Source organism: Pseudomonas bohemica, from assembly GCF_002934685.1.
GTDB lineage: Bacteria > Pseudomonadota > Gammaproteobacteria > Pseudomonadales > Pseudomonadaceae > Aquipseudomonas > Aquipseudomonas bohemica.
The window spans coordinates 83,291-107,125 of the sequence record NZ_NKHL01000120.1; the positions used below are offsets into that span (position 1 = coordinate 83,291).

At 59.7% G+C, this 23,835-nt stretch carries 24 protein-coding genes, 1 tRNA gene and 1 pseudogene; 15 read left to right on the forward strand and 11 right to left on the reverse strand.

Annotation, left to right across the window (positions count from 1 at the left end; genetic code table 11):
- Positions 1 to 71: 71 nt before the first annotated feature.
- Both CE491_RS26000 and CE491_RS26005 read right to left on the reverse strand, forming a co-directional pair.
- Positions 72 to 1,169: a tetratricopeptide repeat protein gene (locus CE491_RS26000; protein ID WP_199885256.1), complete on the reverse strand. Its 1,098-nt coding sequence runs from the start codon at positions 1,167 to 1,169 to the stop codon at positions 72 to 74.
- A gap of 155 nt (positions 1,170 to 1,324) precedes the next feature.
- The gene (locus CE491_RS26005; RefSeq protein ID WP_110951204.1) at positions 1,325 to 2,911 is read right to left on the reverse strand and encodes an ABC-F family ATPase; all 1,587 of its coding nucleotides are present in this window, start codon (positions 2,909 to 2,911) and stop codon (positions 1,325 to 1,327) included.
- A gap of 513 nt (positions 2,912 to 3,424) precedes the next feature.
- On the opposite strand from CE491_RS26005, the gene CE491_RS26010 reads away from it, so the two are divergent.
- Positions 3,425 to 3,661, forward strand: a complete 237-nt coding sequence (locus CE491_RS26010; protein WP_110951205.1) for a hypothetical protein — start codon at positions 3,425 to 3,427, stop codon at positions 3,659 to 3,661.
- 121 nt (positions 3,662 to 3,782) lie between these two features.
- Positions 3,783 to 4,514, forward strand: coding sequence for a tRNA (adenine(22)-N(1))-methyltransferase (locus CE491_RS26015; RefSeq protein ID WP_324881953.1), 732 nt, complete (start codon positions 3,783 to 3,785; stop codon positions 4,512 to 4,514).
- Here CE491_RS26015 and CE491_RS26020 read toward each other — a convergent pair whose 3' ends face one another.
- Positions 4,515 to 5,189 carry an MgtC/SapB family protein gene (locus CE491_RS26020; RefSeq protein ID WP_110951206.1) on the reverse strand — a complete coding sequence of 225 codons (675 nt, stop codon included), beginning with the start codon at positions 5,187 to 5,189 and terminating at the stop codon, positions 4,515 to 4,517. It lies immediately after the preceding gene.
- Between the two features lie 184 nt (positions 5,190 to 5,373).
- On the opposite strand from CE491_RS26020, the gene CE491_RS26025 reads away from it, so the two are divergent.
- Together CE491_RS26025 and CE491_RS30890 are read left to right on the forward strand one after the other, a co-directional pair.
- Positions 5,374 to 5,449 (forward strand) — tRNA-Asn (locus CE491_RS26025).
- A 124-nt stretch (positions 5,450 to 5,573) separates the two neighbouring features.
- Positions 5,574 to 5,749 (forward strand): annotated as a pseudogene (locus CE491_RS30890) (ParA family protein); the annotation flags it as partial.
- Positions 5,750 to 5,807: 58 nt separating this feature from the next.
- Here CE491_RS30890 and CE491_RS26035 read toward each other — a convergent pair.
- Genes CE491_RS26035 through CE491_RS26045 form a run of 3 tightly spaced genes read right to left on the reverse strand, consistent with a single transcriptional unit; the run spans position 5,808 to position 8,644 of the window.
- Complete coding sequence (locus CE491_RS26035) at positions 5,808 to 6,299, reverse strand: GNAT family N-acetyltransferase (protein WP_110951207.1); 492 nt, start codon at positions 6,297 to 6,299, stop codon at positions 5,808 to 5,810.
- 48 nt (positions 6,300 to 6,347) lie between these two features.
- Positions 6,348 to 7,679, reverse strand: a complete 1,332-nt coding sequence (locus tag CE491_RS26040) for an LLM class flavin-dependent oxidoreductase (RefSeq protein ID WP_110951208.1) — start codon at positions 7,677 to 7,679, stop codon at positions 6,348 to 6,350.
- On the reverse strand, positions 7,676 to 8,644 hold the full coding sequence (locus CE491_RS26045) for an aliphatic sulfonate ABC transporter substrate-binding protein (RefSeq protein ID WP_110951209.1): 969 nt from the start codon (positions 8,642 to 8,644) through the stop codon (positions 7,676 to 7,678). Before CE491_RS26045 ends, CE491_RS26040 begins: the two co-directional genes overlap by 4 nt.
- A gap of 576 nt (positions 8,645 to 9,220) precedes the next feature.
- Here CE491_RS26045 and CE491_RS26050 point away from each other — a divergent pair.
- On the forward strand, positions 9,221 to 10,540 hold the full coding sequence (locus CE491_RS26050; protein ID WP_110951210.1) for an LLM class flavin-dependent oxidoreductase: 1,320 nt from the start codon (positions 9,221 to 9,223) through the stop codon (positions 10,538 to 10,540).
- 43 nt (positions 10,541 to 10,583) lie between these two features.
- Positions 10,584 to 11,405 carry an NADPH-dependent oxidoreductase gene (locus tag CE491_RS26055; protein WP_110951472.1) on the forward strand — a complete coding sequence of 274 codons (822 nt, stop codon included), beginning with the start codon at positions 10,584 to 10,586 and terminating at the stop codon, positions 11,403 to 11,405.
- A gap of 173 nt (positions 11,406 to 11,578) precedes the next feature.
- Here CE491_RS26055 and CE491_RS26060 read toward each other — a convergent pair whose 3' ends face one another.
- Complete coding sequence (locus tag CE491_RS26060; RefSeq protein ID WP_110951211.1) at positions 11,579 to 11,947, reverse strand: NUDIX hydrolase; 369 nt, start codon at positions 11,945 to 11,947, stop codon at positions 11,579 to 11,581.
- A 194-nt stretch (positions 11,948 to 12,141) separates the two neighbouring features.
- Positions 12,142 to 12,459, reverse strand: coding sequence for a hypothetical protein (locus CE491_RS26065; protein WP_110951212.1), 318 nt, complete (start codon positions 12,457 to 12,459; stop codon positions 12,142 to 12,144).
- A 395-nt stretch (positions 12,460 to 12,854) separates the two neighbouring features.
- Between CE491_RS26065 and CE491_RS26070 the strand changes: the two genes are divergently transcribed.
- From CE491_RS26070 to kdgK, 8 genes are all read left to right on the forward strand, one after another.
- Positions 12,855 to 13,703, forward strand: coding sequence for a transporter substrate-binding domain-containing protein (locus CE491_RS26070; RefSeq protein ID WP_110951213.1), 849 nt, complete (start codon positions 12,855 to 12,857; stop codon positions 13,701 to 13,703).
- 64 nt (positions 13,704 to 13,767) lie between these two features.
- Positions 13,768 to 14,430, forward strand: a complete 663-nt coding sequence (locus tag CE491_RS26075; protein WP_110951214.1) for an amino acid ABC transporter permease — start codon at positions 13,768 to 13,770, stop codon at positions 14,428 to 14,430.
- Between the two features lie 12 nt (positions 14,431 to 14,442).
- Positions 14,443 to 15,105, forward strand: a complete 663-nt coding sequence (locus tag CE491_RS26080; protein ID WP_110951215.1) for an amino acid ABC transporter permease — start codon at positions 14,443 to 14,445, stop codon at positions 15,103 to 15,105.
- Positions 15,102 to 15,893, forward strand: coding sequence for an amino acid ABC transporter ATP-binding protein (locus CE491_RS26085; RefSeq protein WP_110951216.1), 792 nt, complete (start codon positions 15,102 to 15,104; stop codon positions 15,891 to 15,893). Before CE491_RS26080 ends, CE491_RS26085 begins: the two co-directional genes overlap by 4 nt.
- A gap of 23 nt (positions 15,894 to 15,916) precedes the next feature.
- Positions 15,917 to 16,306 carry a RidA family protein gene (locus CE491_RS26090; protein ID WP_110951217.1) on the forward strand — a complete coding sequence of 130 codons (390 nt, stop codon included), beginning with the start codon at positions 15,917 to 15,919 and terminating at the stop codon, positions 16,304 to 16,306.
- A 175-nt stretch (positions 16,307 to 16,481) separates the two neighbouring features.
- On the forward strand, positions 16,482 to 17,246 hold the full coding sequence (locus CE491_RS26095) for an IclR family transcriptional regulator (RefSeq protein WP_110951473.1): 765 nt from the start codon (positions 16,482 to 16,484) through the stop codon (positions 17,244 to 17,246).
- Between the two features lie 74 nt (positions 17,247 to 17,320).
- On the forward strand, positions 17,321 to 18,544 hold the full coding sequence (locus tag CE491_RS26100; RefSeq protein WP_110951218.1) for an amino acid deaminase: 1,224 nt from the start codon (positions 17,321 to 17,323) through the stop codon (positions 18,542 to 18,544).
- 12 nt (positions 18,545 to 18,556) lie between these two features.
- Entirely contained in the window at positions 18,557 to 19,498 is a 942-nt protein-coding gene (kdgK, locus tag CE491_RS26105; protein ID WP_110951219.1) for a 2-dehydro-3-deoxygluconokinase, read from the forward strand.
- A gap of 151 nt (positions 19,499 to 19,649) precedes the next feature.
- Here the strand turns inward: kdgK and CE491_RS26110 are convergent, their stop codons facing one another.
- Positions 19,650 to 19,925 carry a peptidylprolyl isomerase gene (locus CE491_RS26110; RefSeq protein ID WP_110951220.1) on the reverse strand — a complete coding sequence of 92 codons (276 nt, stop codon included), beginning with the start codon at positions 19,923 to 19,925 and terminating at the stop codon, positions 19,650 to 19,652.
- A gap of 193 nt (positions 19,926 to 20,118) precedes the next feature.
- Here CE491_RS26110 and CE491_RS26115 point away from each other — a divergent pair, with 193 nt between their 5' ends.
- On the forward strand, positions 20,119 to 21,285 hold the full coding sequence (locus tag CE491_RS26115; RefSeq protein WP_110951221.1) for a PilT/PilU family type 4a pilus ATPase: 1,167 nt from the start codon (positions 20,119 to 20,121) through the stop codon (positions 21,283 to 21,285).
- Between the two features lie 230 nt (positions 21,286 to 21,515).
- Here CE491_RS26115 and CE491_RS26120 read toward each other — a convergent pair whose 3' ends face one another.
- Together CE491_RS26120 and CE491_RS26125 are read right to left on the reverse strand one after the other, a co-directional pair.
- On the reverse strand, positions 21,516 to 22,286 hold the full coding sequence (locus tag CE491_RS26120) for a 3-hydroxybutyrate dehydrogenase (RefSeq protein ID WP_110951222.1): 771 nt from the start codon (positions 22,284 to 22,286) through the stop codon (positions 21,516 to 21,518).
- A gap of 10 nt (positions 22,287 to 22,296) precedes the next feature.
- Entirely contained in the window at positions 22,297 to 23,688 is a 1,392-nt protein-coding gene (locus tag CE491_RS26125) for a GntP family permease (RefSeq protein ID WP_110951223.1), read from the reverse strand.
- Positions 23,689 to 23,835 lie beyond the last annotated feature (147 nt).

Consider the following 23,835-nt stretch of genomic DNA (forward strand, 5'->3'; position numbering starts at 1 on the left):
GTAAGTAATTTCTCAAACTAGGCGTCGCGCGGAAACTATCGATCTGCGCTGTACGCCACTGTTCCCGGTCTCTACAGCCCTTGTTGCAAGGCAGGATCATCCGGGTTCAGCTGTTCCAGCTCCGCGAGCAAAACCTGCACTTTCTGCAGCTGTCCGGCTTGCTTCCAGTAATTGATGAGCAGGATGCGGGCGCTGCGATTGGCAGGCTGTCGTTGCAGGATATCTTCCAGTTGGCGTTGCGCTGGCTCAAGTTGCTGAAGGTCGTGCAGGGCGACGGCCAGATCATAACGGTAAGCCGTATTCTCAGGCTCCAACTCCACGGCCTTGGCCAGCGCCAGTAACGCGTATTCATTCTGCTGGTGGTGCAGCAACCACATGCCAAGCGCGTGTTGCAGCAACGAAGATTGGGGATGTTTTTCCAGCAGTTGGGCTAGCTGTTGGCGTGAGCGATCGGTCTGGCCCTGTTGATCCAGCAGTTGCACCTGGGCGAGCCCGGCCGGAATGTTGTTGGGCTCCAATTTCAGGGCCAGGTCCAGCGCATCGGCGGCCTTGCGGGTATCGGAGCGGTTGACAAATAGCCTTGCCAGCTCTAGTTGGCTCTGCCCGCTGGGTGGTTGCGAGGCCAGGGTGCTTTCATATTGCGCGGCGGCGTCCTGGAGTGGGCCGTAATACAGTCCGACGTCATCGGGGGACAGGTCCAGCAACGCGCGGACCGCGCTGAAGCGTACGCCTTGATCGGGATCGTCCAGCAGCGGGCCGATCAGCACGCTGCGTTGCGCTTCCGGGACGATGGCGAGCACCGTGTCGATCGCGGCTTGCTGCACCAGGGGAGCAGGGCGTTTAAGGTCGCCGTCGAGAATTTTCAGCGCCTGCGCGCTGGGGTAGTTGCTCAGTTCGGCCAGCAGGCCGGCGCGGCGAATGTCCGAGAGATCGGTGCGAGTGAATTGCTGGTAGAGCACACGTGCGGCACCTGGCTTGCCGTTATGGGCCTGCTCCAATGCCTCGGCATAGCTGTGATTGACGACTGGCGCGGCGGGCGGGGCATGCCAGGCACGTACCAGTAATCCCAGCCCGAGCAACGCCAGCACCACGATCGCGGCGATCGCGATCTCCCTGCGGCGACGTGCTTTGGGTTGCGCTGGGGAGTTCTGCAAAGACGCTTTTGACATACCGATTTCCGTTTCTGCGTGGGCAGCAGCTTCGGGGAGTGCCGGCCGGGTGTCAAACGGCTTGAGTGCATTGGGCATGAATTTGCTGGCATCAGGCACCGAAAACAAAAAGCCCCGTCAACAGGACGGGGCTTTGAGCTATTGCGCAGTCGTGCTTACAACACCACGCCTTGACTGCGCAGGTAATCGTCGTACGTGCCGCTGAAGTCGGTGACGCCGTTCGGGCTCAGCTCGATGATTCGGGTGGCCAAAGACGATACGAACTCGCGGTCGTGACTGACGAAAATCAGCGTGCCCGGGTAGTTCTCCAGCGCCAGGTTGAGCGCTTCGATCGATTCCATGTCCAGGTGGTTGGTCGGTTCGTCCATCACCAGCACGTTCGGTTTTTGCAGGATCAGCTTGCCGAACAGCATGCGGCCTTGCTCACCACCGGAGATGACCTTCACCGACTTGAGGATTTCGTCGTTGGAGAACAGCATGCGACCCAGGGTGCCACGGATGATTTGCTCGCCCTGAGTCCACTGGCCCATCCAGTCGAACAGGCTGACATCGTCTTCGAAGTCATGGGCGTGGTCCTGAGCGTAGTAGCCCAGTTCCGCGCTCTCGGTCCACTTCACCGAGCCTGCGTCCGGGGTCAACTCACCCATCAGCGTGCGCAACAGAGTCGTCTTGCCGATCCCGTTCGGGCCGATGATTGCCACGCGCTCGCCAGCTTCGACGGTGAAGCTGAAGTTCTTGAACAGCGTCTTGCCGTCGAAGCCCTTGGACATCTGCTCGATGGTCACAGCCTGGCGGTGCAGCTTTTTGGTCTGCTCGAAACGAATGAACGGGCTGACGCGGCTCGATGGCTTGACCTCGGCCAACTGGATCTTGTCGATCTGCTTGGCGCGAGAGGTGGCCTGCTTGGCTTTCGAGGCGTTGGCCGAGAAGCGGCTGACGAAGGTCTGCAGTTCGGCGATCTGTGCTTTCTTCTTGGCGTTGTCCGACAGCAATTGCTCCCGGGACTGGGTCGCCGCGGTCATGTACTCGTCGTAGTTGCCCGGGAACAGGCGTAGCTCGCCGTAATCCAGGTCGGCCATGTGGGTGCAGACGCTGTTGAGGAAGTGCCGGTCGTGGGAAATGATGATCATGGTGCTGTTACGCGCCGTGAGAATGGTTTCCAGCCAGCGAATGGTATTGATATCCAGGTGGTTGGTCGGTTCGTCGAGCAGCAACACTTCCGGATCGGAAAACAGCGCCTGAGCCAGCAGCACACGCAGTTTCCAGCCCGGCGCGACTTCAGTCATCGGGCCGAAATGCTGTTCCAGCGCAATGCCCAGACCCAGCAGCAGCTCGCCAGCGCGGGATTCTGCAGTGTAACCGTCCATTTCGGCGAATTCGGTTTCCAGTTCGGCAACGGCCATGCCGTCGTCCTCGCTCATTTCCGGCAGTGAGTAGATACGGTCGCGCTCGGCCTTGACCTTCCACAGCTCTTCGTGACCCATGATCACCGTGTCGATCACGGTGAATTCTTCATAGGCGAACTGATCCTGGCGCAGCTTGCCCAGGCGCACGTTCGGCTCGAGCATGACCTGGCCACCAGAAGGCTCCAGGTCACCACCCAGAATCTTCATGAAAGTGGATTTGCCACAGCCATTTGCGCCGATGAGGCCATAGCGATTGCCGTTGTTGAATTTGACCGAGACGTTCTCGAACAGCGGCTTGGCGCCAAACTGCATCGTAATATTAGCTGTGGAAATCAAAGGGCTTACCTATCAATAACTTACGGAGCGCCGGTTTGAGCTGATACCGATTTGATACCAATCTGAACTTGAGTCAATCCTGCGCGCATACATAAACAGCAGCGTCCACGCTTCATGGCGGAGCTGCTGAGAAACTTGACGCGGAATCAAACCGGAATTTGCGCGCATTGTCGCATAAGTCGGACGACAGTTGTATGGCGGCCCTCTGGTCAATCGAAAATCACGTCGCTTGGCTATCCGATGTTTTATCGCCGGCGGTAGGCAGGGCCTAGGGCAGGAAATTTGGGATTTATTCAGCAATCCTACAAAAGGCTGGGAAATAGCTCGCATATCCGGCAAAGCTGCCATGCGGTTCGTAGCAACTGGTGGACCCGGGCTGGGCGGTGCGACGTGAGCTGACGAGTCAGAGTTTCATTACGAAGCTCGCTGAGCTTTGAAAGGGGAAAAAGCTGAACTAAAAACTGACTGGTAAGTCAGGATAGTCATCGGCATTTTCTCTCCCAAGGAATCATCATGCGCACCTACACCCTCGAGTACCTGTTCAACGACGAACCGCGGACGCATCGCTTCGAACTCAAACAGCCGCAGCTGCCCGTGCATGAGGCGGCCATGCACCTGCTCCAGCTGCATTTCGGCGATGCCGAGAACAGCTTGATCATGCCCAATGGCGAAGCGTCGCCGGAAGAAATTCTGGAGCAGGCCAAGCGCGATGGGCTGACTGAAATCAGGGTCGTCGATCAATCCGCCTGACGCAGTCGTCAAAACAGGTGCATTGTTGCGGTAGCATTTGAAAAGCCTCGCGTTGTCCCACAGAATCGCGCCCCGATCTGGCAGCCACTTGCCGGAAGGTTGAAGTGAATTGGGGCAGCAGTTGAACGAACAAACATTGTCCATGCGCCTGGAGCGCGTGGCGGCCCATGTGCCGATGGGGGCGCGACTGGCGGATATAGGTTCGGATCACGGCTATTTGCCGGTCGCGCTGATGCGTCGCGGCCTCATTGAGGCAGCGGTAGCTGGGGAAGTGGCAGTGACGCCATTCCAGTCGGCTGTGCGCACGGTGCATGAGAATGGCTTCGGTCGACAGATCACTGTGCGTCTGGCCAATGGACTCGCGGCGATCGAACCGCCCGACCGGATCACGGCGATCAGCGTTTGCGGCATGGGCGGCAAGACGATTCGCGACATCCTCGACAGCGGCAAGGCGCATTTGACCGGTCAGGAGCGTCTGATCCTGCAGCCCAACGGCGGCGAACAGCCCTTGCGCCACTGGTTGATGAACAATGATTACCGCATCCTTTGCGAGGAAATGCTGCGCGAGAAGCGCTTCGACTACGAGATCATTGTCGCCGAGCGCACGGGACCTGTGCCGTACACCGCCGAGCAACTGTATTTTGGCCCGCTACATATGCAAGCCCGTAGCCCGGCGTTCCTGCTCAAGTGGCAGCGTCTGTTGAGTCTGAAGAAACGGACCTTGACCAATTTCTCCCGCGCACGGCGGGCTGTGCCCCAAGAGAAACTGCAAGAGATGGCACGACAAATCGAGTGGATAGTCACGTTGCTCGACGGCCCGGCCGATACGCAAGCCAGCACCTGCGCAGAATGATCACTGACCCGCTTGATCCTCGTGCACGCCGTCGATCGTCAGCAATTGCGCGAGTATCTCCTTCGCCTGCGCGCCTGAAGTATTCACCAGTTCGATAGTGATGTTGTCGGTGTCTTCGTGGCTGCCTTTCTCGACGATGAACTGCTTGACCTTGCTCGAACGGTTGCCCATCACATCGTTGAGCTTGCCCATGGTCAGAATGTGCGACGGCGCCACCAGCTTCAGTACGTGCACCTTGATCCGGTTGCGGTATACCCGCTCCATGGGTTTGATCGCGACCAGAATCACCAGGATGATGAAGGTGGCGGCAGCGCCGACCGCATATAGGCCTCCGCCTACCGCCAGGCCGATTGCCGCCACGGTCCACAGACTCGCGGCAGTGGTCAGCCCCCGGATCACCTCGCCGCGCAGCAGAATCGAGCCTGCACCGAGAAAACCGATGCCCGACACCACTTGCGCGGCTACCCGCGAAGGGTCGAGTTCGGTGTGAGCCATTTGCAGCGCATCGTTGAAACCGAAGGCTGAGACGATCATCAGCAAACATGAACCCACGCACACCAGCATGTGGGTACGCAGCCCGGCCGCCCATAACAGCCGCTCACGTTCAAGGCCGATCAGGCTGCCGAGCAATGCAGCCAGCAACAGTCGAATACACATTTCCCAATCGCTGAGCATTGCGTTGTCCTGAACATTTGGTGTTGAGGATGGACCGGACGCGGAAGGTGTTGGTTCACTTTGCGGTGCTTGCTCTCACGCCTTTGTACCTTCACGACTTGGGGCAGCAGCGTCGCTGATGAAACAGAAGATTTTTTGTTCGGTTGCTTGACTTCTCTTTTTCAATCAGTAAGATAGCTCGCATTCCGCGATAGCTCAGTTGGTAGAGCAAGTGACTGTTAATCACTGGGTCCCTGGTTCGAGTCCAGGTCGTGGAGCCAAACATTTCAAGGTCGAGCACGCGTTTTGTTGGATTTTCCATCAGCTTCCATAGCTGCTCGGCTGCATCGAAGATACATTTCTCAACCCGCTGTCTCTTAATCAATCGATTCAGAGGCAAGCATCATGAAAATCGCGTCGATTAGCTCGACCAAAGGCGGCCCGGCAAAACGACGGTTACCGCAAATCCTGGCACATTCTGCGCCGACTCAAACATACGAACCCTACTGATCGATCTCGACACGCAGCCCTCGTTGTCGTCGTTTTATCGCATTGAAAACGAAGCAATCGGCGGGACTTACCCGCCAGGTCGCCAGCGAAACGTGGGCGCTAAAGGCGTCTGGGCCCGGAAAGGCCGCTTCAAGAGATGACCTTGGCCATTTCCGAGGTTCCCAGCCAGCCAATTTGTTCGTATACGGGTCTGCCAGCCTTGGTCGCGTGCAGTACGGCGAAGGTGATGCCTCGTCGAGCAAACTCGGCGTCAGCTGTTTGCATTAGCGCTGAGGCCAAACCACGGCGGCGGTATTCCGGCTCGACGAACACATTCAGCACGTAACCGCGCTGATCCAGGGTCGGGTGCGAAGGATGGGGCGGCCAGTCGATGGTCATCAGGCCGATGGCGGCAACAGCCCGTTGCGCATCGGACAGTACGAAACCGTAGTACCGGCCATCATTCAGTCGCTTCGTGAGCCAGGGGCGAAAGTGCTGAGTCATCACTCTTAGCTTTTCCGGATCCCCGCCGGCCTCAAGAAACATCGCTTGTCGGTGTGAACAAATCATATCGGCATCACCTGATTCGATCGGTCGGCACGTCAGGCCTGAAAACTCAATACTTCCTTGTCGCTCGGTCATCACAATGTCTCGGTGTTGAAGAGGAGCCGGCAGGATCGAAGGCCTACGTCACAATCCAGACTCGCTCGCTGGCCGCGCCAGGCCCAGGTGGTCGCGCAATGTACGTCCCGTGTATTCCCGGCGGAACAGTCCACGTCGCTGCAACTCAGGCACTACGCCGCTGACAAAGTCATCGAGGCTGTGCGGCAGATAGGGAGGCATGATGTTGAACCCATCGCAGGCCCGTTCGCTGAACCATTGTTCGAGGTCGTCGGCTATTTCGCTCGCAGTGCCTGCCAGTACCCGGTGAGAACGGCTGCCACCGAAACGTTTTCCCAGCTGGCGTAGGGTGAGGCCTTCACGCTGCGACAGTTCTTGCACGAGTTTGAAGCGGCTCTGATTGCCGCGAATGTCTTTGACCTCTGGCAACGGCTCGTCCAGCGGGTAGATCGACAGGTCGTGGTTCATGCTGTCTGACAGCAGCGCCAGGCCGGCCAGAGGGTGTACGTTTTCTTCCAGCGCGGCAAACCGTGCCAGGGCTTCATCCTTGCTTTTACCCACGAAGGGCATGACTCCCGGCATGATTTTCAACGAGCCGGCCGGTCGGCCCTGAGCGAGCAGGCGCTGGTTGACGGCCTGGTAAAACTCCTTGGCTTTTTGCAGATCCGGTTGTGCCGTAAAGATCACATCAGCGACGCTCGCGGCAAAGTCCTGGCCGGTGTCGGAGGAGCCTGCCTGGATAAGCACCGGACGGCCCTGGGGCGAGCGCGGAACGTTGAGTGGCCCTCGAACGTTGAAAAAATCGCCTTGATGGTTCAGATAATGAACCCGATCCGGGTGAGCAAATTCGCCGGTGGCCTTATCGTGAATGAATGGGTCGTCCTCCCAGCTGTCCCACAGTTTAATCGCCAGCTCGACGAATTCCCGGGCGCGGCGGTAGCGCAGCTCATGCTCAAGGATCGGCTCGGCGCTGTAGTTCAGCGCTTCGCCGTCGTTGGTGGAAGTGACGATGTTCCAACCGACTCGCCCCTCACTCAAGTGGTCGAGTGTGGCGAAGGTGCGTGCCAGGGTAAAAGGGTGATTGAAGGTAGTGGAGGCGGTAGCCGCGAGGCCGATGTGCGAAGTCGCGCCCGCCAGCAGACCCAGCAACGCCACCGGGTCAAGCCGAGAGCTGCTCAGATAGCGCAGGCTGGCTTCCAGGTTGTCGCCGTAACGGTCGGACAGTGCCAGTCGGTCGGCGAAAAACAGATAGTCGAACTTGCCCCGCTCGGCGGTCTGAGCCAAAGCTTTGTAGTAGGCGGGGCTGGTCAGCTGAGAGGGCTCGGCATCAGGCAGACGCCAGGCGCTGGCGTGGTGGCCGATACCCATGAGGAAGGCGCCAAGATGCAGTTGCCGACTCATTGCGGGTGCTCCAGATCGACGACTGCATCGGCGACATGCACGGCCTTGGGAAGTAACTGGTTGCGGTAGAACGTATCAGCCACCTGTTGCTGGGAGGCGATCACCTTGCTGGTGAGCGGAAAGTGCACGCCCCAGGGCTGCCGGGCCAGGGACTGAATCCATACCGGCACCGGCACCTTGGTGTCGTCGCTCAACAGTTTCGCCACTTCCTGCTGATGAGTCTGGGCATATCGCTCGGTGCTGTCGAGTTCACGCAACACGGTGGCGAGCGTTTCCGGATAGCGCTTGGCGAAGGGCCTTGGCGCTATGTAGAAGCTGTACTGGGTCGGCAAGCTGCGGGCGGTGATCAAAGGGCGGGCGCCACTTGACTGCTCGGTATCCGCCAGGCGTGGGTCCGGTACCACCCATGCTGCAACGTCCCCGCGCTCGAACGCAGCACGACCCTCGCTATAGCCCAAATACGCCTCTTCTACATCGCCGAGTTTCAGGTTCGCCTGCTCCAGTGCAGCAATCAGCAAGTATTGGCCCGCTGAACCCTTGGCCACAGCGATGCGCTTGCCGCGCAGATCTGCCAGGGATTTTGCCGTGGAATCCTTGGGGACGAGGATCGCGTAGTTGTCTTGATAGGGTTCGCTATAACCCACATACGTCACATCGGGGCCGGCGCCAGCCTGTGCGAAGACGGGCGGCGTCGCGCCAACGAAGCCGATGTCGATGTCACCGCTGTTGATGCCTTCGACCAGTGGCGGGCCGAAAGCGAACTCTTGCCAAACCACTTTGACGCCATGGTCGGCGAGGGCCTTTTCCAGCGTCCCGCGATTTTTCAGCACCACCAGGCTGTTGCCTTTCTGGTAGCCGACCCGAATGGTCTGCGGATATTGCGCCGCGGCCTGCGCTGTGCTCACACACAGAACTGCCAGATGGACTGCGGCAACCCATAGCGTTGCCTTGAATTGAATGTGCATTATTGACGCTTCATGAACGGGAGGGCCGTCAGGGTATCCAGTCCTGGCACTGCGCTATAAATATCCAATAAACATAAGCTTATACGTGCAAACAACGATTACCGGCCGGGTGTTACTCGAGAAAGAGTAAGAGGTCGGCCTCGGCCTTGCCCTGTCCTGGGCAGGCATTGGAGAAATTGACGGGGTTGCTACAGCGACAGGCATGATCATTCCGAGTGCAAGACGAAGGTCAGGCGATGGTCAAATCCATCCACATGACAGCTGGACAGGTCCTGACAGCGGAGTAATGGCTGCTGGAGCTGGACTCAACGTCCGCCGATGCGGACACGTTGATGAATCAGAAGTGATTTGCTTGCCGCTCGCGTGGACAGTGCCAGGGCAGAAGTTCCTAATCAGGCATCAGCAGAGCACCTGCGCTAGACGTTTCGCATGAAAAATATTTATTATAATTACGTATTTAATGAATACTTTTAATAACTGTTTCATCTAACGTTAGATCGTCGCGTGCGATGGCAGCGTCCCGATGCTGGATGCGTGCTGTGAGCGACGCGCGACGATCAGGTACTCGAGATCTTCATGAGTCAGACTCTTCAACACATGCGCCTTGGGCTGTTCATCCAGGCCGCCGGCCATCATGCCAGCGGCTGGCGGTACCCAGGTGCCCAAAGCGGCAGCGAAAACTTCGCGTTGATCAAACAGCTGACCCTGGCTGCCGAGCAAGCGTGCCTGGACATGGTGTTCTTCGGTGACAAGCTGGTGACCAGCCCGCAGGAGCATCCTTCGATGATCGTGCGTTTCGAGCCGTTGACCTTGCTCGGTTCACTGGCGTCGATCACGGACAAAATCGGGCTTGCGGCCACTGCGTCCACAACGTACGGCGAGCCGTACAGCGTCGCGCGCCAGTTCGGCACCCTGGACCATATTTCCGCTGGCCGAGCCGCCTGGAACGTCGTCACCACCGGTTACGACAGCGCCGCGAATTTCTCCCGCGCCACCCATCCCAATCACGATCTGCGCTACGAAGTGGCTGAGGAGTTCGTCGACGTGGTGAGGGGCTTGTGGGACAGCTTCGATGACGAGGCCTATGTGCGCGATGCCGAGTCAGGTGTCTATCTGGATGCCGACAAAATGCACCGGCTGGATCACAGGGGTAAGCATTTCAGCATTGACGGTCCATTGAATCTGACCCGCAGTCCTCAGGGCCATCCGGTATTGATTCAGGCCGGATCGAGCGGGCCGGGCATGAGCCTGGCCGCGCGGATTGCCGAGGTGGTGTTCACCGCCCAGCAGGATATCGAGACGGCCCGGCAGTTCTACGGTGACCTCAAGCGTCAGGTGATGGCGCAGGGGCGCAAGCCTGAGCACTGCCTAGTCATGCCTGGCATTATGCCGATCCTGGGCGCCAGCGCCGCCGAAGCGCAGGATAATTTCGAGCGTCTGCAGCAGTGGACGAATATCGATAACGCGCTGACTCTGGTGGGCGAGCGCTTGGGGCAGGACGTGAGCGGGTTCGACCTGGATCAGCCGCTGCCCGACCTGCCGCTGCCGGAAAACATGAAAAGCCGCGCCAGGCTGTTGCTCGACATGAGCCACCGTGACGGCCTGACCTTGCGCCAAATCTGTAATCTGGTGGCTGGCGCACGGGGGCATAAGATCGTCGTGGGCACCCCGGCGCAGGTCGCGGACGAGATGATTGCCTGGTTCGAGGGTGAGGCTGCCGATGGTTTCAACCTCATGCCGCCGCATTTCCCCGAAGGTCTGGACTCATTCATCAGTGGCGTTCTGCCGATCCTGCGTCAGCGCGGGGTGTTTCGTCACGAATACAGCGGGGCTACCCTGCGTGAGCATTTGGGCTTGCCGCGTCCGGCGCATCGTCGCTGGAACGGGCAGATCTGAGGCTCAAACCGATTTCTTCAATTGATAATGCCGGATGCTCTTCATGACCGATGTGACGCAAAAAAAGCTGGCCTCCCGCTACGGCGAGGCGGACATTCAGGTGCCTGGCAACTGGAGCCCAGTCCTCGACCACTTGCTTGATCATCGCAGCGTGCGCTCGTTTACCGACGCACCATTGCCAGAGGGAACGCTCGAAGCGCTGGTTGCGGCCGCGCAGTCCGCCGCCAGTTCGTCGAACCTGCAGGTCTGGAGCGTGGTTGCGGTTCAGAGTCAGGAGTGCAAGGCGCGCCTCGCGACTTTTGCCGGGAATCAGGCGCACATTCGTCAGGCGCCGCTTTTCCTTGTCTGGCTGGCCGACCTTTCCAGGGTTTCTCGTTTGGCGGAACGCGAAGGCGTGGCGCTTGAAGCGGTCCCCTATCTTGAAAGCCTGCTGCTGGGCACCATCGACGCGGCGTTGGCGGCGCAGAACGCGGTCGTGGCACTGGAGTCGCTGGGGCTTGGCAGCGTCTATATCGGCGCGATTCGTAATGACATCGAGGCCGTGGCGAAGGAGCTTGAGTTGCCGCCTCAGGTCTATCCGGTCTTCGGTCTGTGCGTGGGCTATCCCTCGCTGGAACGTCCTGCGCAGGTTAAACCGCGTCTGCCCCAGGCTGCCGTGCTGCATCACGAAACTTACTCTGCACAAACCGAATTTGCAGCGATCGAGCAGTACGACAGTCGTCTCGGCGCGTTCTATAGCCGGGAAGGGCTGAAAGCCGCGGGTTGGTCAGAGCAGGTCATTGCCCGGTTGCGCAGCGTGGCAAACCTTCATGGTCGCGAAGAGCTGGTGGATGAATTGAAACGGCTGGGTTTTGGCTTGCGCTGAGTGATCACCAAAGCGGGCAGGGCCATGAAGGCTGTGCCTGAAACTGCGCTCAACCCGACGCCATTTCGGCATAAACACGCCAGCCGGGGCGACGGTACAGCCCCGATACCCCAATGCCGATGACAGAAGCAACTGATCAAGGGCGGAGTTTCCAGATTCAGCGTCAGCGCCGATTAGGCGATCGCATTGTCGAGGAATGCTTTGACGATGGACTTCACCGAAGGGTTGACCTTCAGGTCGTTGAGTTCTTTGGCGGTGAACCAGCGGCAATCGGCTATTTCGTTTTTCGGCATCGGCGTGGCCATGAAGGTGACTGACACTTCGAACACGTGATGCACCACGCTGTCGCCCTCGAAACGCGTGACGTAAGCCAGTTCCTGCAGTATCAGGCCGGTTTCTTCGCGCAGTTCACGGGCCGCTGCCTGGGCTGGAGATTCGTTGGGCTCGACCTTACCGCCAGGCAATGTCCAGCGGGCTTTGGGCTTGCGCACGTAAAGGATCTGATTGTCCCGCCGGCAAATGACTGTGGCTCGTTCTTTCATTGGTGTTCCTCCGCCGTACACGCTGTGAGATGCGCAGTGATGACGCCTCGTCACGCGCTTGTCACAAAAGCTTCATAAAAAGCTTTGAAGCACTAACGGTGCCAATGTTCCCCATACGTTAAGGTTGGCGGGTACTGACTCGTCCTTAGTGACATGCAGCGTAGCCAATGTCGGAGTGGACAAGCTGCATCCCGTTACGGATTTTTAACCTCGTTTTTTTTATCAGGGTCGGAATGCTTGCGTTCGGTCCTGGGGGTTGTAGTGCCCCCAGATGACGAAGGTTCGGAAGCTTTTAGCTGCGTACCGGCTGGCGCGGGAGCAATCGGCTTTTTGTCGTAGCCCTGCGCGTCACTGCCATTGCCGCCGGCGGGCGAGGACGGATCGATGCCCGGTGGCAGACCTGATCCTGTCGACTCGGATGCCGCCAGCGCAAAGTTGCCCTCCAGAACGGGCGCGCTTGCCCAGATCAGTAGCGCGGTCAACAGCAGCTTCGACGTTGTGCGCGTGGTCATGATGTGCCTCCCCTCGAGGGTTGTTATCTGAATTTAGGCCAGTGAACGGGTGCCAATGTGCCGTCCGCATGACGAACGGTGGGTGCTGCACGCGTGCAGGGTCTTCGCTGAGGTTTACACCTGAAACCGAGAACCGCACGCGCTGCCCACTTTTGACGCGTCACGCACAACTGTGGGGCCGGGCTACACAGCTGTTGTGGTGATCGGTAGCGGCTTCAGGGGCCTGTATTTTCCGATTCGCTTGCACGTGCTTGTCGCTAACCCTTGATATTTCAAACTTTTCATTCCCTGTTTTTTTGCCGCCGTTGTGTGGCACACTTTCTGCTGTTAATTCCGTTGTTACATACTAGGTTCCGGTATAGCGGAATAAACACTTTCTCGGCGGAGTTCATCACATGCATCGCGAACCTTTTTTTCTTAAAGCTTGTGCGTTCGTTCTGGCGGCAGCAGCGACACTGGCAGCGACTGCTCAGGCAGCCGAAAGCAAGCTCGACAGCGTATTGCAGCGCGGCCATCTGGTGGTCGGCACCGGCAGCACCAACGCCCCGTGGCACTTCCAGGGTGCAGACGGCAAATTGCAGGGCTTCGATATCGACATCGCGCGCATTGTCGCCAAGGGCCTGTTCAATGACCCGAGCAAGGTCGAGTTCGTGGTGCAATCCTCCGATGCGCGGATTCCCAATCTGCTGACCGATAAGGTCGACATGAGCTGCCAGTTCATCACCGTCACCGCCAGCCGCGCGCAACAGGTCGCTTTCACCCTGCCGTACTACCGCGAAGGCGTGGCGCTGCTGCTGCCGGCCAACAGCAAGTACAAGGAAATCGATGACCTGAAAGCGGCGGGCGACGGCCTTACCGTGGCCGTGCTGCAAAACGTCTATGCCGAGGAATTGGTGCATCAGGCGCTGCCCACGGCCAAGGTCGATCAATACGACAGCGTCGATCTGATGTATCAGGCGATCAACTCCGGCCGCGCCGATGCCGCCGCCACCGACCAGTCTTCGGTCAAATACCTGATGGTGCAGAACCCTGGCCGGTACCGCTCGCCAGCGTTCGCCTGGAGCCCTCAGACCTACGCCTGTGCGGTGAAACGTGGCGATCAGGACTGGCTGAACTTCGTTAACACCGCGCTGCATGAGGCCATGACCGGCGTGGAATTCCCGACGTATGCCGAGTCCTTCAAGAAGTGGTTCGGCGTCGATCTGCCGACGCCGCAGATCGGCTTCCCAATGGAATACAAGTGATACGACCCGCAACTGACAGGGCAGGGAAGACCGTGGCGCCTTCCCATCCCAGGTACTACCGACCATGAATTATCAGTTGAACTTTGCAGCGGTCTGGCGGGATTTTCCCAGTCTGCTGGCGGGGCTGGGGCTGGGCCTTGAACTGGCCCTGATCTCCATCGCCATCGGCTGCGTGATCGGCCTGATGGCGGCGTTTGCGATGCTGTCGCGCTACCGCGCCTTGCGCGTGGTGTCGTCGGTATATGTCACGGTGATCCGCAACACGCCGATTCTGGTGCTGATCCTGCTGATCTACTTTGCCTTGCCAAGCTTAGGGATTCGCCTGGACAAGATTCCCTCGTTTATCGTCACCTTGTCGCTGTATGCCGGGGCCTACCTGACCGAAGTCTTCCGGGCCGGCCTTTTGAGCATTCACAAGGGCCAGCGGGAAGCGGGATTGGCGATTGGACTGGGGGAATGGCAAGTGCGGGCCTACATCATCGTGCCGGTCATGCTGCGCAACGTGCTGCCAGCGCTGTCGAACAACTTCATCTCGCTGTTCAAGGACACTTCGCTGGCGGCCGCCATCGCCGTGCCGGAACTGACTTACTACGCGCGCAAGATCAACGTCGAAAGCTACCGGGTCATCGAAACCTGGCTGGTGACCACGGCGTTGTATGTCGCGGCCTGTTACCTCATCGCCATGCTCTTGCGCTACCTCGAACAGCGCTTGGCGATTCGCCGCTAGGAGGCCCGGGACATGTACGAACAACCTACCTGGCTGCATGAATTGTGGATCGCCCGCGAAGCGCTGTGGAGCGGCTTTCTGACCAGCGTGCAGTGCGCGGGTCTGGCGATCATCTTCGGCAGCGTGATCGGCGTGTTTGCCGGGCTGATCCTGACCTACGGCAAGTTGTGGGCGCGTCTGCCGTTTCGTTGCTACGTCGACCTGATCCGCGGCACACCGGTCTTCGTGCTGGTGCTGGCCTGCTTTTATATGGCCCCGGCCCTTGGCTGGCAGATCAGCGCGTTTCAGGCTGGCGCCTTGGGCCTGACGCTGTTCTGCGGCTCTCATGTCGCGGAAATCGTGCGCGGCGCGTTGCAGGCGATTCCCCGAGGACAGCTGGAGGCGGGCAAGGCGATTGGCCTGACGTTCAATCAGTCACTGAGCTATGTGCTGCTGCCCCAGGCGCTGCGTCAAATCCTCCCGACCTGGGTCAACTCGTCCACCGAAATCGTCAAGGCCTCGACGTTGCTCTCGGTCATCGGCGTGGCCGAGCTCCTGCTTAGCACGCAGCAGGTGATCGCGCGCAACTTCATGACCCTGCAGTTTTACCTGTTCGCCGGATTCCTCTTCTTCGTCATCAACTACGCCATCGAGCTTCTTGGGCGGCAAATCGAAAAACGGGTGGCCTTGCCATGACACAGACTCAAACCGCGACTGCCACCCCGGCATTGCTGAGCATCGAAGGGCTGCACAAATCCTACGGCCCTGTAGAAGTGCTCAAGGGCGTGGACCTCACGATGAACAAGGGCAACGTGGTGACCCTGATCGGGTCCAGTGGCTCGGGCAAGACCACGCTGCTGCGTTGCGTCAACCTGCTGGAAGAGTTTCAGGGCGGCCACATTCGGCTGGACGGCCAGGACATCGGTTACAGCGACGTCAGTGGCAAGCGCGTGCGCCATTGCGAAAAGGTCATCGCGCAACACCGTGCCATGACCGGAATGGCGTTCCAGCAATTCAACCTGTTTCCGCACCTGACCGCATTGCAGAACGTGACCCTGGGCCTGCTCAAGGTCAAGAAGCTGCCCAAGGATCAAGCGGTCGCCCTGGCCGAGAAATGGCTGGAACGAGTCGGCCTGCTGGAGCGTCGCAATCATTACCCTGGTCAGCTTTCCGGTGGCCAGCAGCAGCGTGTGGCGATTGCTCGCGCCATCGCCATGAACCCAAGCCTGATGCTGTTCGATGAAGTGACCTCGGCCCTGGACCCGGAACTGGTGGGCGAGGTGCTCAGCGTGATCAAGGGCCTGGCTGAAGAGGGCATGACCATGCTGCTGGTGACCCACGAAATGCGCTTCGCCTATGAAGTGTCCGATCAGATCGTTTTCATGAACCAGGGCCGCATCGAGGAGCAGGGCCCACCCAAAACGCTGTTCGAGCAGCCGAAGTCGGCGCGCCTGGCAGAATTCCTCAAGAACATCCGTTTTTAAACGCTCAATCAAAGGAGATTTTCATGAGCATTACTCGTTACGGCGCAGGTAGCACTGCAGGTGGCGGCCAGCCACGTCCTTTCGCCCGCGCCGTGGAGGCCGATGGCTGGCTGCATGTGTCCGGCCAGGTGCCGGCGGAGAATGGCGAAATCATCAATGGCGGTATCGTCGAACAGACCCACAAGACCCTGCAAAACCTGGTCGCCATCCTCACCGAAGCCGGTTACGGCCTCGAAGACGTGGTGCGCGTGGGCGTCTGGCTGGAAGACCCTCGGGATTTCTGGAGCTTCAACAAGGTGTTCGGCGAATACTTCAAACCCCAACATGCCCCCGCGCGGGCCTGTGTGCAGGCGAACATGATGGTCGACTGCAAGGTAGAGATCGATTGCATCGCCTACAAGAAGAAGGCGTAAATGAGGACGGGCGCGGCCCTATAGGAGCGCGCTTGCCCGCGATGGCAATGTGTCTGCAAGCCAAATATTGCCTGACAGAACGCTATCGCGCGCAAGCGCGCTCCTGCGGTCGGTGCCGTGCTTGTAAACTGCGTACTTATTTCAGGATATAACCGCCTCAATGGACACCGTCACCATGACCGAAGACACCATCAAACGCCGGGCGCGAGGTCTGGATCGGGCGTTCGATATTCTCGATTTCCTCAAGGAGAAGGGCACGCCGTTGCGCCCGAACGAAATTGCCAGCGGCATCGGCAGCCCGAAATCGACGGTCTATGAGCTGGTTGGCTCCTTGCTGGAACGACGTATTCTCGAAGCCGTGGGCAAGGATGGCCACGTCTATCTGGGGCGCCAGCTGTATTTCCTCGGGCAGGCGCATTTGCGTCATTTCGACTTCACCCGCGAGGCCGAAGTGAGCCTGGTCGAGATCGTCGAGCAGACCCGCGAGACCGCGCAGATGTGCCTGCTCAACGGCCGTAAATACACCGTCGCGCTGATGAAGGAGGGCGCCCGGCATTTCCGCATCTCTTCGGACATCGGCGAGGACGCACCGATCCCGTGGACCGCATCCGGTCGCCTGCTGCTGGGGCATCTCAGCGATCAGCAGATCATCGACCTGATCGACCCTGAGGACTTCATTCTCCCGGACGGCAAACGCCTGCCGCTGGAGACGTTCCTTGGTGAGATTCGCAAGGCCCATGAAGAAGGCTTCTTTTCCTTCGACAGCATCGCCGACACCTTCACCCATTGCTTCGCCGCGCCGGTCAAGGACAAGCAGGGCATCTGCATCGCCACCCTGTGCATCGTCGCCCCTCGGGCCGACGCCACCGCGCACTACGACGACTACCGGCGCGTGCTGATCGACAGCGCCAATGGCCTGGCGCGCCGAGTCAATGATTAGCGCGATCACCGATTAACGGGATGGACGAGCATCGGTTCGATATCCCGTACCCACAAGAATTCTGGAGAACAGACATGACCACTGCCACAGTAAAAAAGGGCGCGGTAGTAGAAAAGGGCGGCGCCAACCCGGGCGACCAGCTTGTGCTGGATGTCAGCCTTCCGGCCCTGGTCATCCACAACAAGGCGCTGGAACACAATCTGCGCTGGATGCAGACGTTCGTCACCGACAGCGGCGCGGAACTCGCTCCCCACGGCAAGACCAGCATGGTCCCGGCGCTGTTCCTGCGTCAGTTGCAGCACGGCGCCTGGGGCATGACCCTGGCCACCGCCACGCAGACTCACGCGGCCTACGCCCATGGTGTGCGGCGGGTACTAATGGCCAACCAACTGGTCGGCGCGCCAAACATGGCGATCATCGCCGAGTTGCTCGCCGACTCGATGTTCGATTTCCACTGCATGGTCGATCACCCGGACAACGTGAAGGCGCTGGGCGAGTTTTTCGCCGCCCGGGGCCTGCACCTCAACGTGATGATCGAGTATGGCGTGGTGGGCGGCCGTTGCGGTTGCCGCAGCGAAGCCGAAGTCATGGCCCTGGCCGACGCCATCGCGGCGCAGCCAGCGTTGAAGCTGACCGGTATAGAAGGCTATGAGGGCGTGATTCATGGCGATCAGGCCGTCAGCGGCATTCGTCAGTTCGCTGCGTCACTCGTACGCCTGGCAGTGACCCTGCAGGACAAGGGCGCGTTCGCACTGGCTCGCCCGATCGTGACCGCGTCAGGTTCGGCCTGGTACGACCTGATCGCCGAAGAGTTCGACAAGCAGCAGGTGCGCGATCGCTTCCTCGGCGTGTTGCGCCCCGGCAGCTATGTGGTGCATGACCATGGCATCTACAAAGAGGCTCAATGCTGCGTGCTGGATCGCCGCCATGATCTGAGCGAAGGCCTGCAGCCGGCCATGGAAGTCTGGGCCCACGTGCAATCGATGCCCGAACCGGGTTTTGCCGTGATCGCCCTGGGCAAACGCGATGTGGCGTTCGATGCCGGCATGCCGAACCCGATCAAGCGTTACAAGGCAGGCGTGGTCCCGGCTCAGGGCGACGACGTCAGTGCCTGCAAGGTGACGGCGGTGATGGATCAGCACGCATTCATGACCGTGGCGCCGGGCTGTGAGCTGAACATCGGCGACATCATCTCCTTCGGCACTTCGCACCCTTGCCTGACCTTCGACAAATGGCGCACGGGCTGTCTGGTCGGCGATGACCTGAGCGTCATCGAATCGTTTGCAACCTTCTTCTGACAGGAGTCTGTGATGAGTGAGCTGGTCAGCCACAGTCATCCACGGGTCGCCCTGATCGGCGAATGCATGATCGAGCTGCAGCAGCACGCCAACGGCACGCTCAAGCAGAGCTTCGGCGGCGACACGTTGAACACGGCCGTGTATCTGTCGCGCCTGCTGGGTTCGGCGTCCCAGGTGGATTACGTCACGGCGTTGGGCGACGACAGCTTCAGCGACGCCATGTGCGCGATCTGGGCCGACGAAGGCATTGGCCTGAGTCGTGTGCAGCGTCTGCCGGGACGTCTGCCAGGTCTGTATTGCATCCAGACCGATGCCAATGGTGAGCGACGCTTCCTGTATTGGCGCAATGAGGCGGCGGTGCGCGAGTGTTTCACCACGCCCTCCGCCGAGCCGATTCTTAACGCGTTGCCGGAATACGACGTGCTGTATTTCAGCGGGATTACCCTGGCGGTGCTGGGTGAAGTGGGTCGGGCGCGGCTGTTGTCGAGCCTGGGTGATGCCCGTGATCGTGGCGCGCGGGTGGTGTTCGACAACAACTATCGGCCACGGCTGTGGCGCAATGTCGATCAGGCACGGCAGGCCTATCGGGCGGTGATGCATGAGGTGGACGTCGCGCTGCTCACCGAAGACGACGAGCAAGCGCTGTTCGGCTGCACCGACAGCGAGCAGATCATGACGACCTATCGGGATCTGGGCATTGCCGAAGTGGTAATCAAGCGCGGCGCGCAGAGCTGTCTGGTCTGCGCAGACAATCGTCGTTACGAAGTGCCCGCACAACCGGTGCAGAAGGTCATCGACACCACCGCGGCGGGGGATTCATTCAGCGCGGCGTATCTGGCCCGGCGCCTGCGTGGCAGCAGCCCGGAAGAAGCGGCCGAGGCCGGGCACCGCTTGGCGAGCCTGGTCATTCAACATCCAGGGGCGCTGATTCCGCGCAGTGTCATGCCGGTTTGATCGTGTAAACGCGCACCCACCTGGAGGAGTGCGCTTGCCCGCGATGTGATTTTCCTGTGCCGGATATTGTGACTGTCACACCGCTATCGCGGGCAAGCGCGCTCCTACAGGTTCGAGGCAAGTCGGCAGAGGCGGCGTTGAGAGCGCAACGTCAATCCCGATAAAACACTTGCACCAGGTGATACCCGAACTTGCTCTTCACCGGCCCATGCACCGTGCGCAGGGGCTTTTTGAAGATGATCTGGTCGATCGCACCGACCATCTGCCCCGGTCGCACTTCACCCAGGTCGCCGCCGCGCTTGCCGGACGGGCAGGTGGAATACTTCCTGGCCAGCACATCGAAGGCTTCGCCCTTGGCAATGCGTTGCTTGAGCTGTTCGGCCTCATCAAAGGTCTTGACCAGAATGTGACGGGCTTGAGCTTTCATGATGAATCGCCTCGATAAAAAAGCCGCGCATTATGCCCTTGTCGCGCGATTTCAGGTAATTTCCTTCACCTTGGACGGACGAGCGTTGCGCTAACCTTGAGCGAACGTTGGTACGGGTCGATGGTCGCACCTACAAGCTTGATGTATAGCGTCGACCTGCTGTCTTCTTAAACTTTTATGTGCGGTGCGAATTATGGATTTCCCGGCGTTATTGAAGGTTCTGGCCACCCAGGACGGATCGGACCTGTACCTTTCCACCGGTGCGCCGCCCTGCGCCAAGTTCAACGGCGTGCTCAAGCCGCTGGGCACCGAAGCGTTCAAACCCGGCGATGTCGCGCTGATCGCAGATGGCATCATGGACGTCGAGCAGCGTCAGGACTTCGAGCGCGAACTGGAAATGAACCTGGCGTTTTCCCTGTCAGGCGTTGGCCGGTTCCGGATCAATATCTTCAAGCAACGCAACGAAGTCTCCATCGTCGCGCGTAACATCAAGCTCGATATTCCCAGGTTCGAAGACCTGCACCTGCCGCAAGTGCTGCTCGACGTGATCATGGAAAAGCACGGCCTGGTCTTGTTCGTCGGCGCCACCGGTTCGGGTAAGTCCACATCGCTGGCAGCCTTGATCGACCACCGCAACCGCCACGCCAGCGGCCATATCATCACCATTGAAGACCCGGTGGAGTTCATCCACAAACACAAGAAATCGATCATCAATCAGCGCGAAGTCGGGGTCGACACCCGTAGCTTCCACGCGGCCCTGAAAAACACCCTGCGCCAGGCACCGGACGTGATCCTCATCGGTGAAATCCGCGATCGCGAAACCATGGAGCACGCCCTGGCCTTCGCCGATACCGGGCATCTGGCGATCTCGACCCTGCACGCCAACAACGCCAACCAGGCGCTGGATCGCATCATCAACTTCTTCCCCGAAGAACGGCGCGCGCAGTTGTTGCATGACCTGGGCAACAACCTCAAGGCGTTCGTTTCCCAGCGACTGGTCAAGACCAAGGACGGCAAGCGCCGGGCTGCGGTGGAAGTGATGCTCGGCACGCCGACCATCCGCGACCTGATTCATCGCAACGAGTTGACCGAGCTCAAGGGCATCATGGAGAAGTCCACCAATCTGGGCATGCAGACCTTCGATAACGCGCTGTACGACCTGGCGGTGGAAGGGGCCATCACCGAGGACGAAGCGCTGAAGAATGCCGACTCGGCGAACAACGTGCGTCTGCGCCTGAAGCTGCATGACGAAGGCCGCGTATCAGCGATCACTACGCCGCCTCCCGCGCCCCAGCCCGCCGTGCAGGTGGATGTGAAGGATTGGGGGCTGGTGGATGAGCGGGATGAGCCTGGGGCATGAGGTCTGATGTCTGCCCCGAACGTGCTGACACTCACCACTTACCCCCGCTCACACCGCCGACTCCTACAGGTCCAGCGGTGTTCGCGCATCTTCGACTCAGCGCAATTGCTGTGAAGACGCCGGAGTAGCGACGTCAGCGAAGGCGGTGCGTCAGTTTGTAACTAGGGTGACTGACACGCCGCATGTGTGAAAAAGCTCATTGCTGCAGGGGCGAGGTATCTGGAAAGTCTTTATCTGGCCAGCCACCCTCCATCGATATTCCACGCCGCGCCACGCACCTGGGAACCGGCCTCGCTGCACAGAAACAGCGTCAGCTCGCCCAGTTGCGAAGGTGTCACGAACTCCAGCGACGGCTGTTTCTCGGCCAGCAGGTCTTGTTTGGCCTGTTCCAGATCTCCCGTCTCGGCACCCCGATCATCGATCTGCTTCTGCACCAGAGGCGTCAACACCCAGCCGGGGCAGATGGCATTACAGGTGATGTTACGGGTGGCGGTCTCCAGGCCGACGACCTTGGTCAAGCCGATCACGCCATGCTTGGCCGCAACGTAGGCGGCTTTGCCCGTCGAGCCCACCAGGCCATGCACCGAAGCGATGTTGACGATCCGCCCCCAGCCCTTGGCGCGCATGCCCGGCAGGCACAGGCGGGTACTGTGGAACACCGAAGACAGGTTGATGGCGATGATCTTGTCCCAGCTTTCGACCGGAAAGTCCTCGACCGCATCGACGTGCTGAATCCCGGCGTTATTCACCAGAATGTCCACGCCGCCGAATTCACGCTCGGCGTAAGCGATCATGTCGGCAATTTGCGCCACGTCACTGACGTCGGCCGGGTGATGGCCGACCTTGCCGCCGAACTGCTTGACCTGTTCGATCACTGCCGACGCATCGCCAAAGCCATTCAACACCAGGTTGGCGCCGGCCTTGGCCAGGGTCAGAGCAATGCCCAGACCGATGCCGCTGGTGGAGCCGGTGACCAATGCGGTTTTGCCTTGCAGACTCATGTTGGGTTCCTCATACGATGCCGGTTGCATAGAAAGTGGCGATGACGACGAACACCGCCAGGGTCTTGATGATGGTGATGCTGAAAATGTCCTTGTACGCCTCTCGATGAGTCAGGCCGGTGACCGCCAGCAGCGTGATCACTGCGCCGTTGTGCGGCAGGGTGTCCATGCCGCCGCTGGCCATGGCCGCCACGCGGTGCAGCACTTCGAGCGGGATGTTGGCGGCATGGGCCGCAGCGATGAAGCTATCTGACATCGCCGCCAGCGCGATGCTCATTCCGCCCGATGCCGAACCGGTGATGCCCGCCAGAAGCGTTACGGTGATCGCTTCATTGACCAGCGGATTGGGGATCGACTTGAGCCCATCCGCCAGTACCAGAAAACCCGGCAGCGAGGCGATGACTGCACCGAAGCCGTATTCAGACGCCGTGTTCATCGCCGCCAGCAGGGCACCGCTGACCGCGCCTTTACTGCCCTCGGCCAGTTTTGATTTCACGGCGCTGAAGGCAAACAGCAGTACGAAAACGATGCCGACCAGCAAAGCAGCCTCAACCGCCCAGATCGCGGTGATCCTGGAAATCTCTGTCTGTACCGGGGCGGCCATGCCGGGCAAGGCAAGGGTGTGAGTCTTGCCATACCATTGCGGAATCCACTGGGTGAACAGCAGGTTCATCACCCCTACCAGCAGCAGCGGCGCCAAGGCGACCCAGGGGTTGGGCAGATGAATGTCGGCTGGGGTTTCCGGCTCGTTGCGCAATTCGCTGCCGTAACCTTCGCCCGCGCGCTGGGCCTTGTTGCGCTGACGCTGGAGGAACAGCATCCCGGCGCAGAACACGAACAGCGTGCCAATCAAACCCAGCCACGGCGCAGCCCAGGCGGTGGTGTTGAAGAAGGTCGAGGGAATGATGTTCTGAATCTGCGGCGTGCCGGGCAGGGCGTCCATGGTGAACGAGAACGCGCCGAGGGCGATGGTGGCCGGGAGCAGCCGTTTCGGAATATTGCTCTGGCGGAACATCTCGGCCGCAAACGGATAGACCGCGAACACCACGACGAACAGCGAAACGCCGCCGTAGGTGAGCAGGGCGCAGACCAGCACGATCACCAGCATCGCCTGACGGGTGCCCAACAGCCTGATCGCCGCGGCAACGATGGAGCGGGAAAACCCGGACAGCTCGATCAGCTTGCCGAACACTGCGCCGAGCAGGAAAACCGGAAAGTAGAGTTTGACGAAACCTACCATCTTGTCCATGAACACGCCGGTAAAGGCGGGCGCCACGGCGGACGGATCAGTGAGCAGCACCGCGCCGAGCGCGGCAATGGGGGCAAATAGAATGACGCTGTAACCACGGTACGCAGCAAGCATCAGCAGCGCGAGGGCTGCCAAGGCGATGATCACACTCATCGAGTGTCTCCTGTTGTTTTTGTTATGGACGCGGTCGAGCCGCTTGCCTAGTGATATAGCTAGTTTTGTGCCGCTCTTCTATGTCATTGATTTTTAGGAAAATAATTTAAATTTCGGAAGCGCCATACTGGGTTTGTCTCCATACAG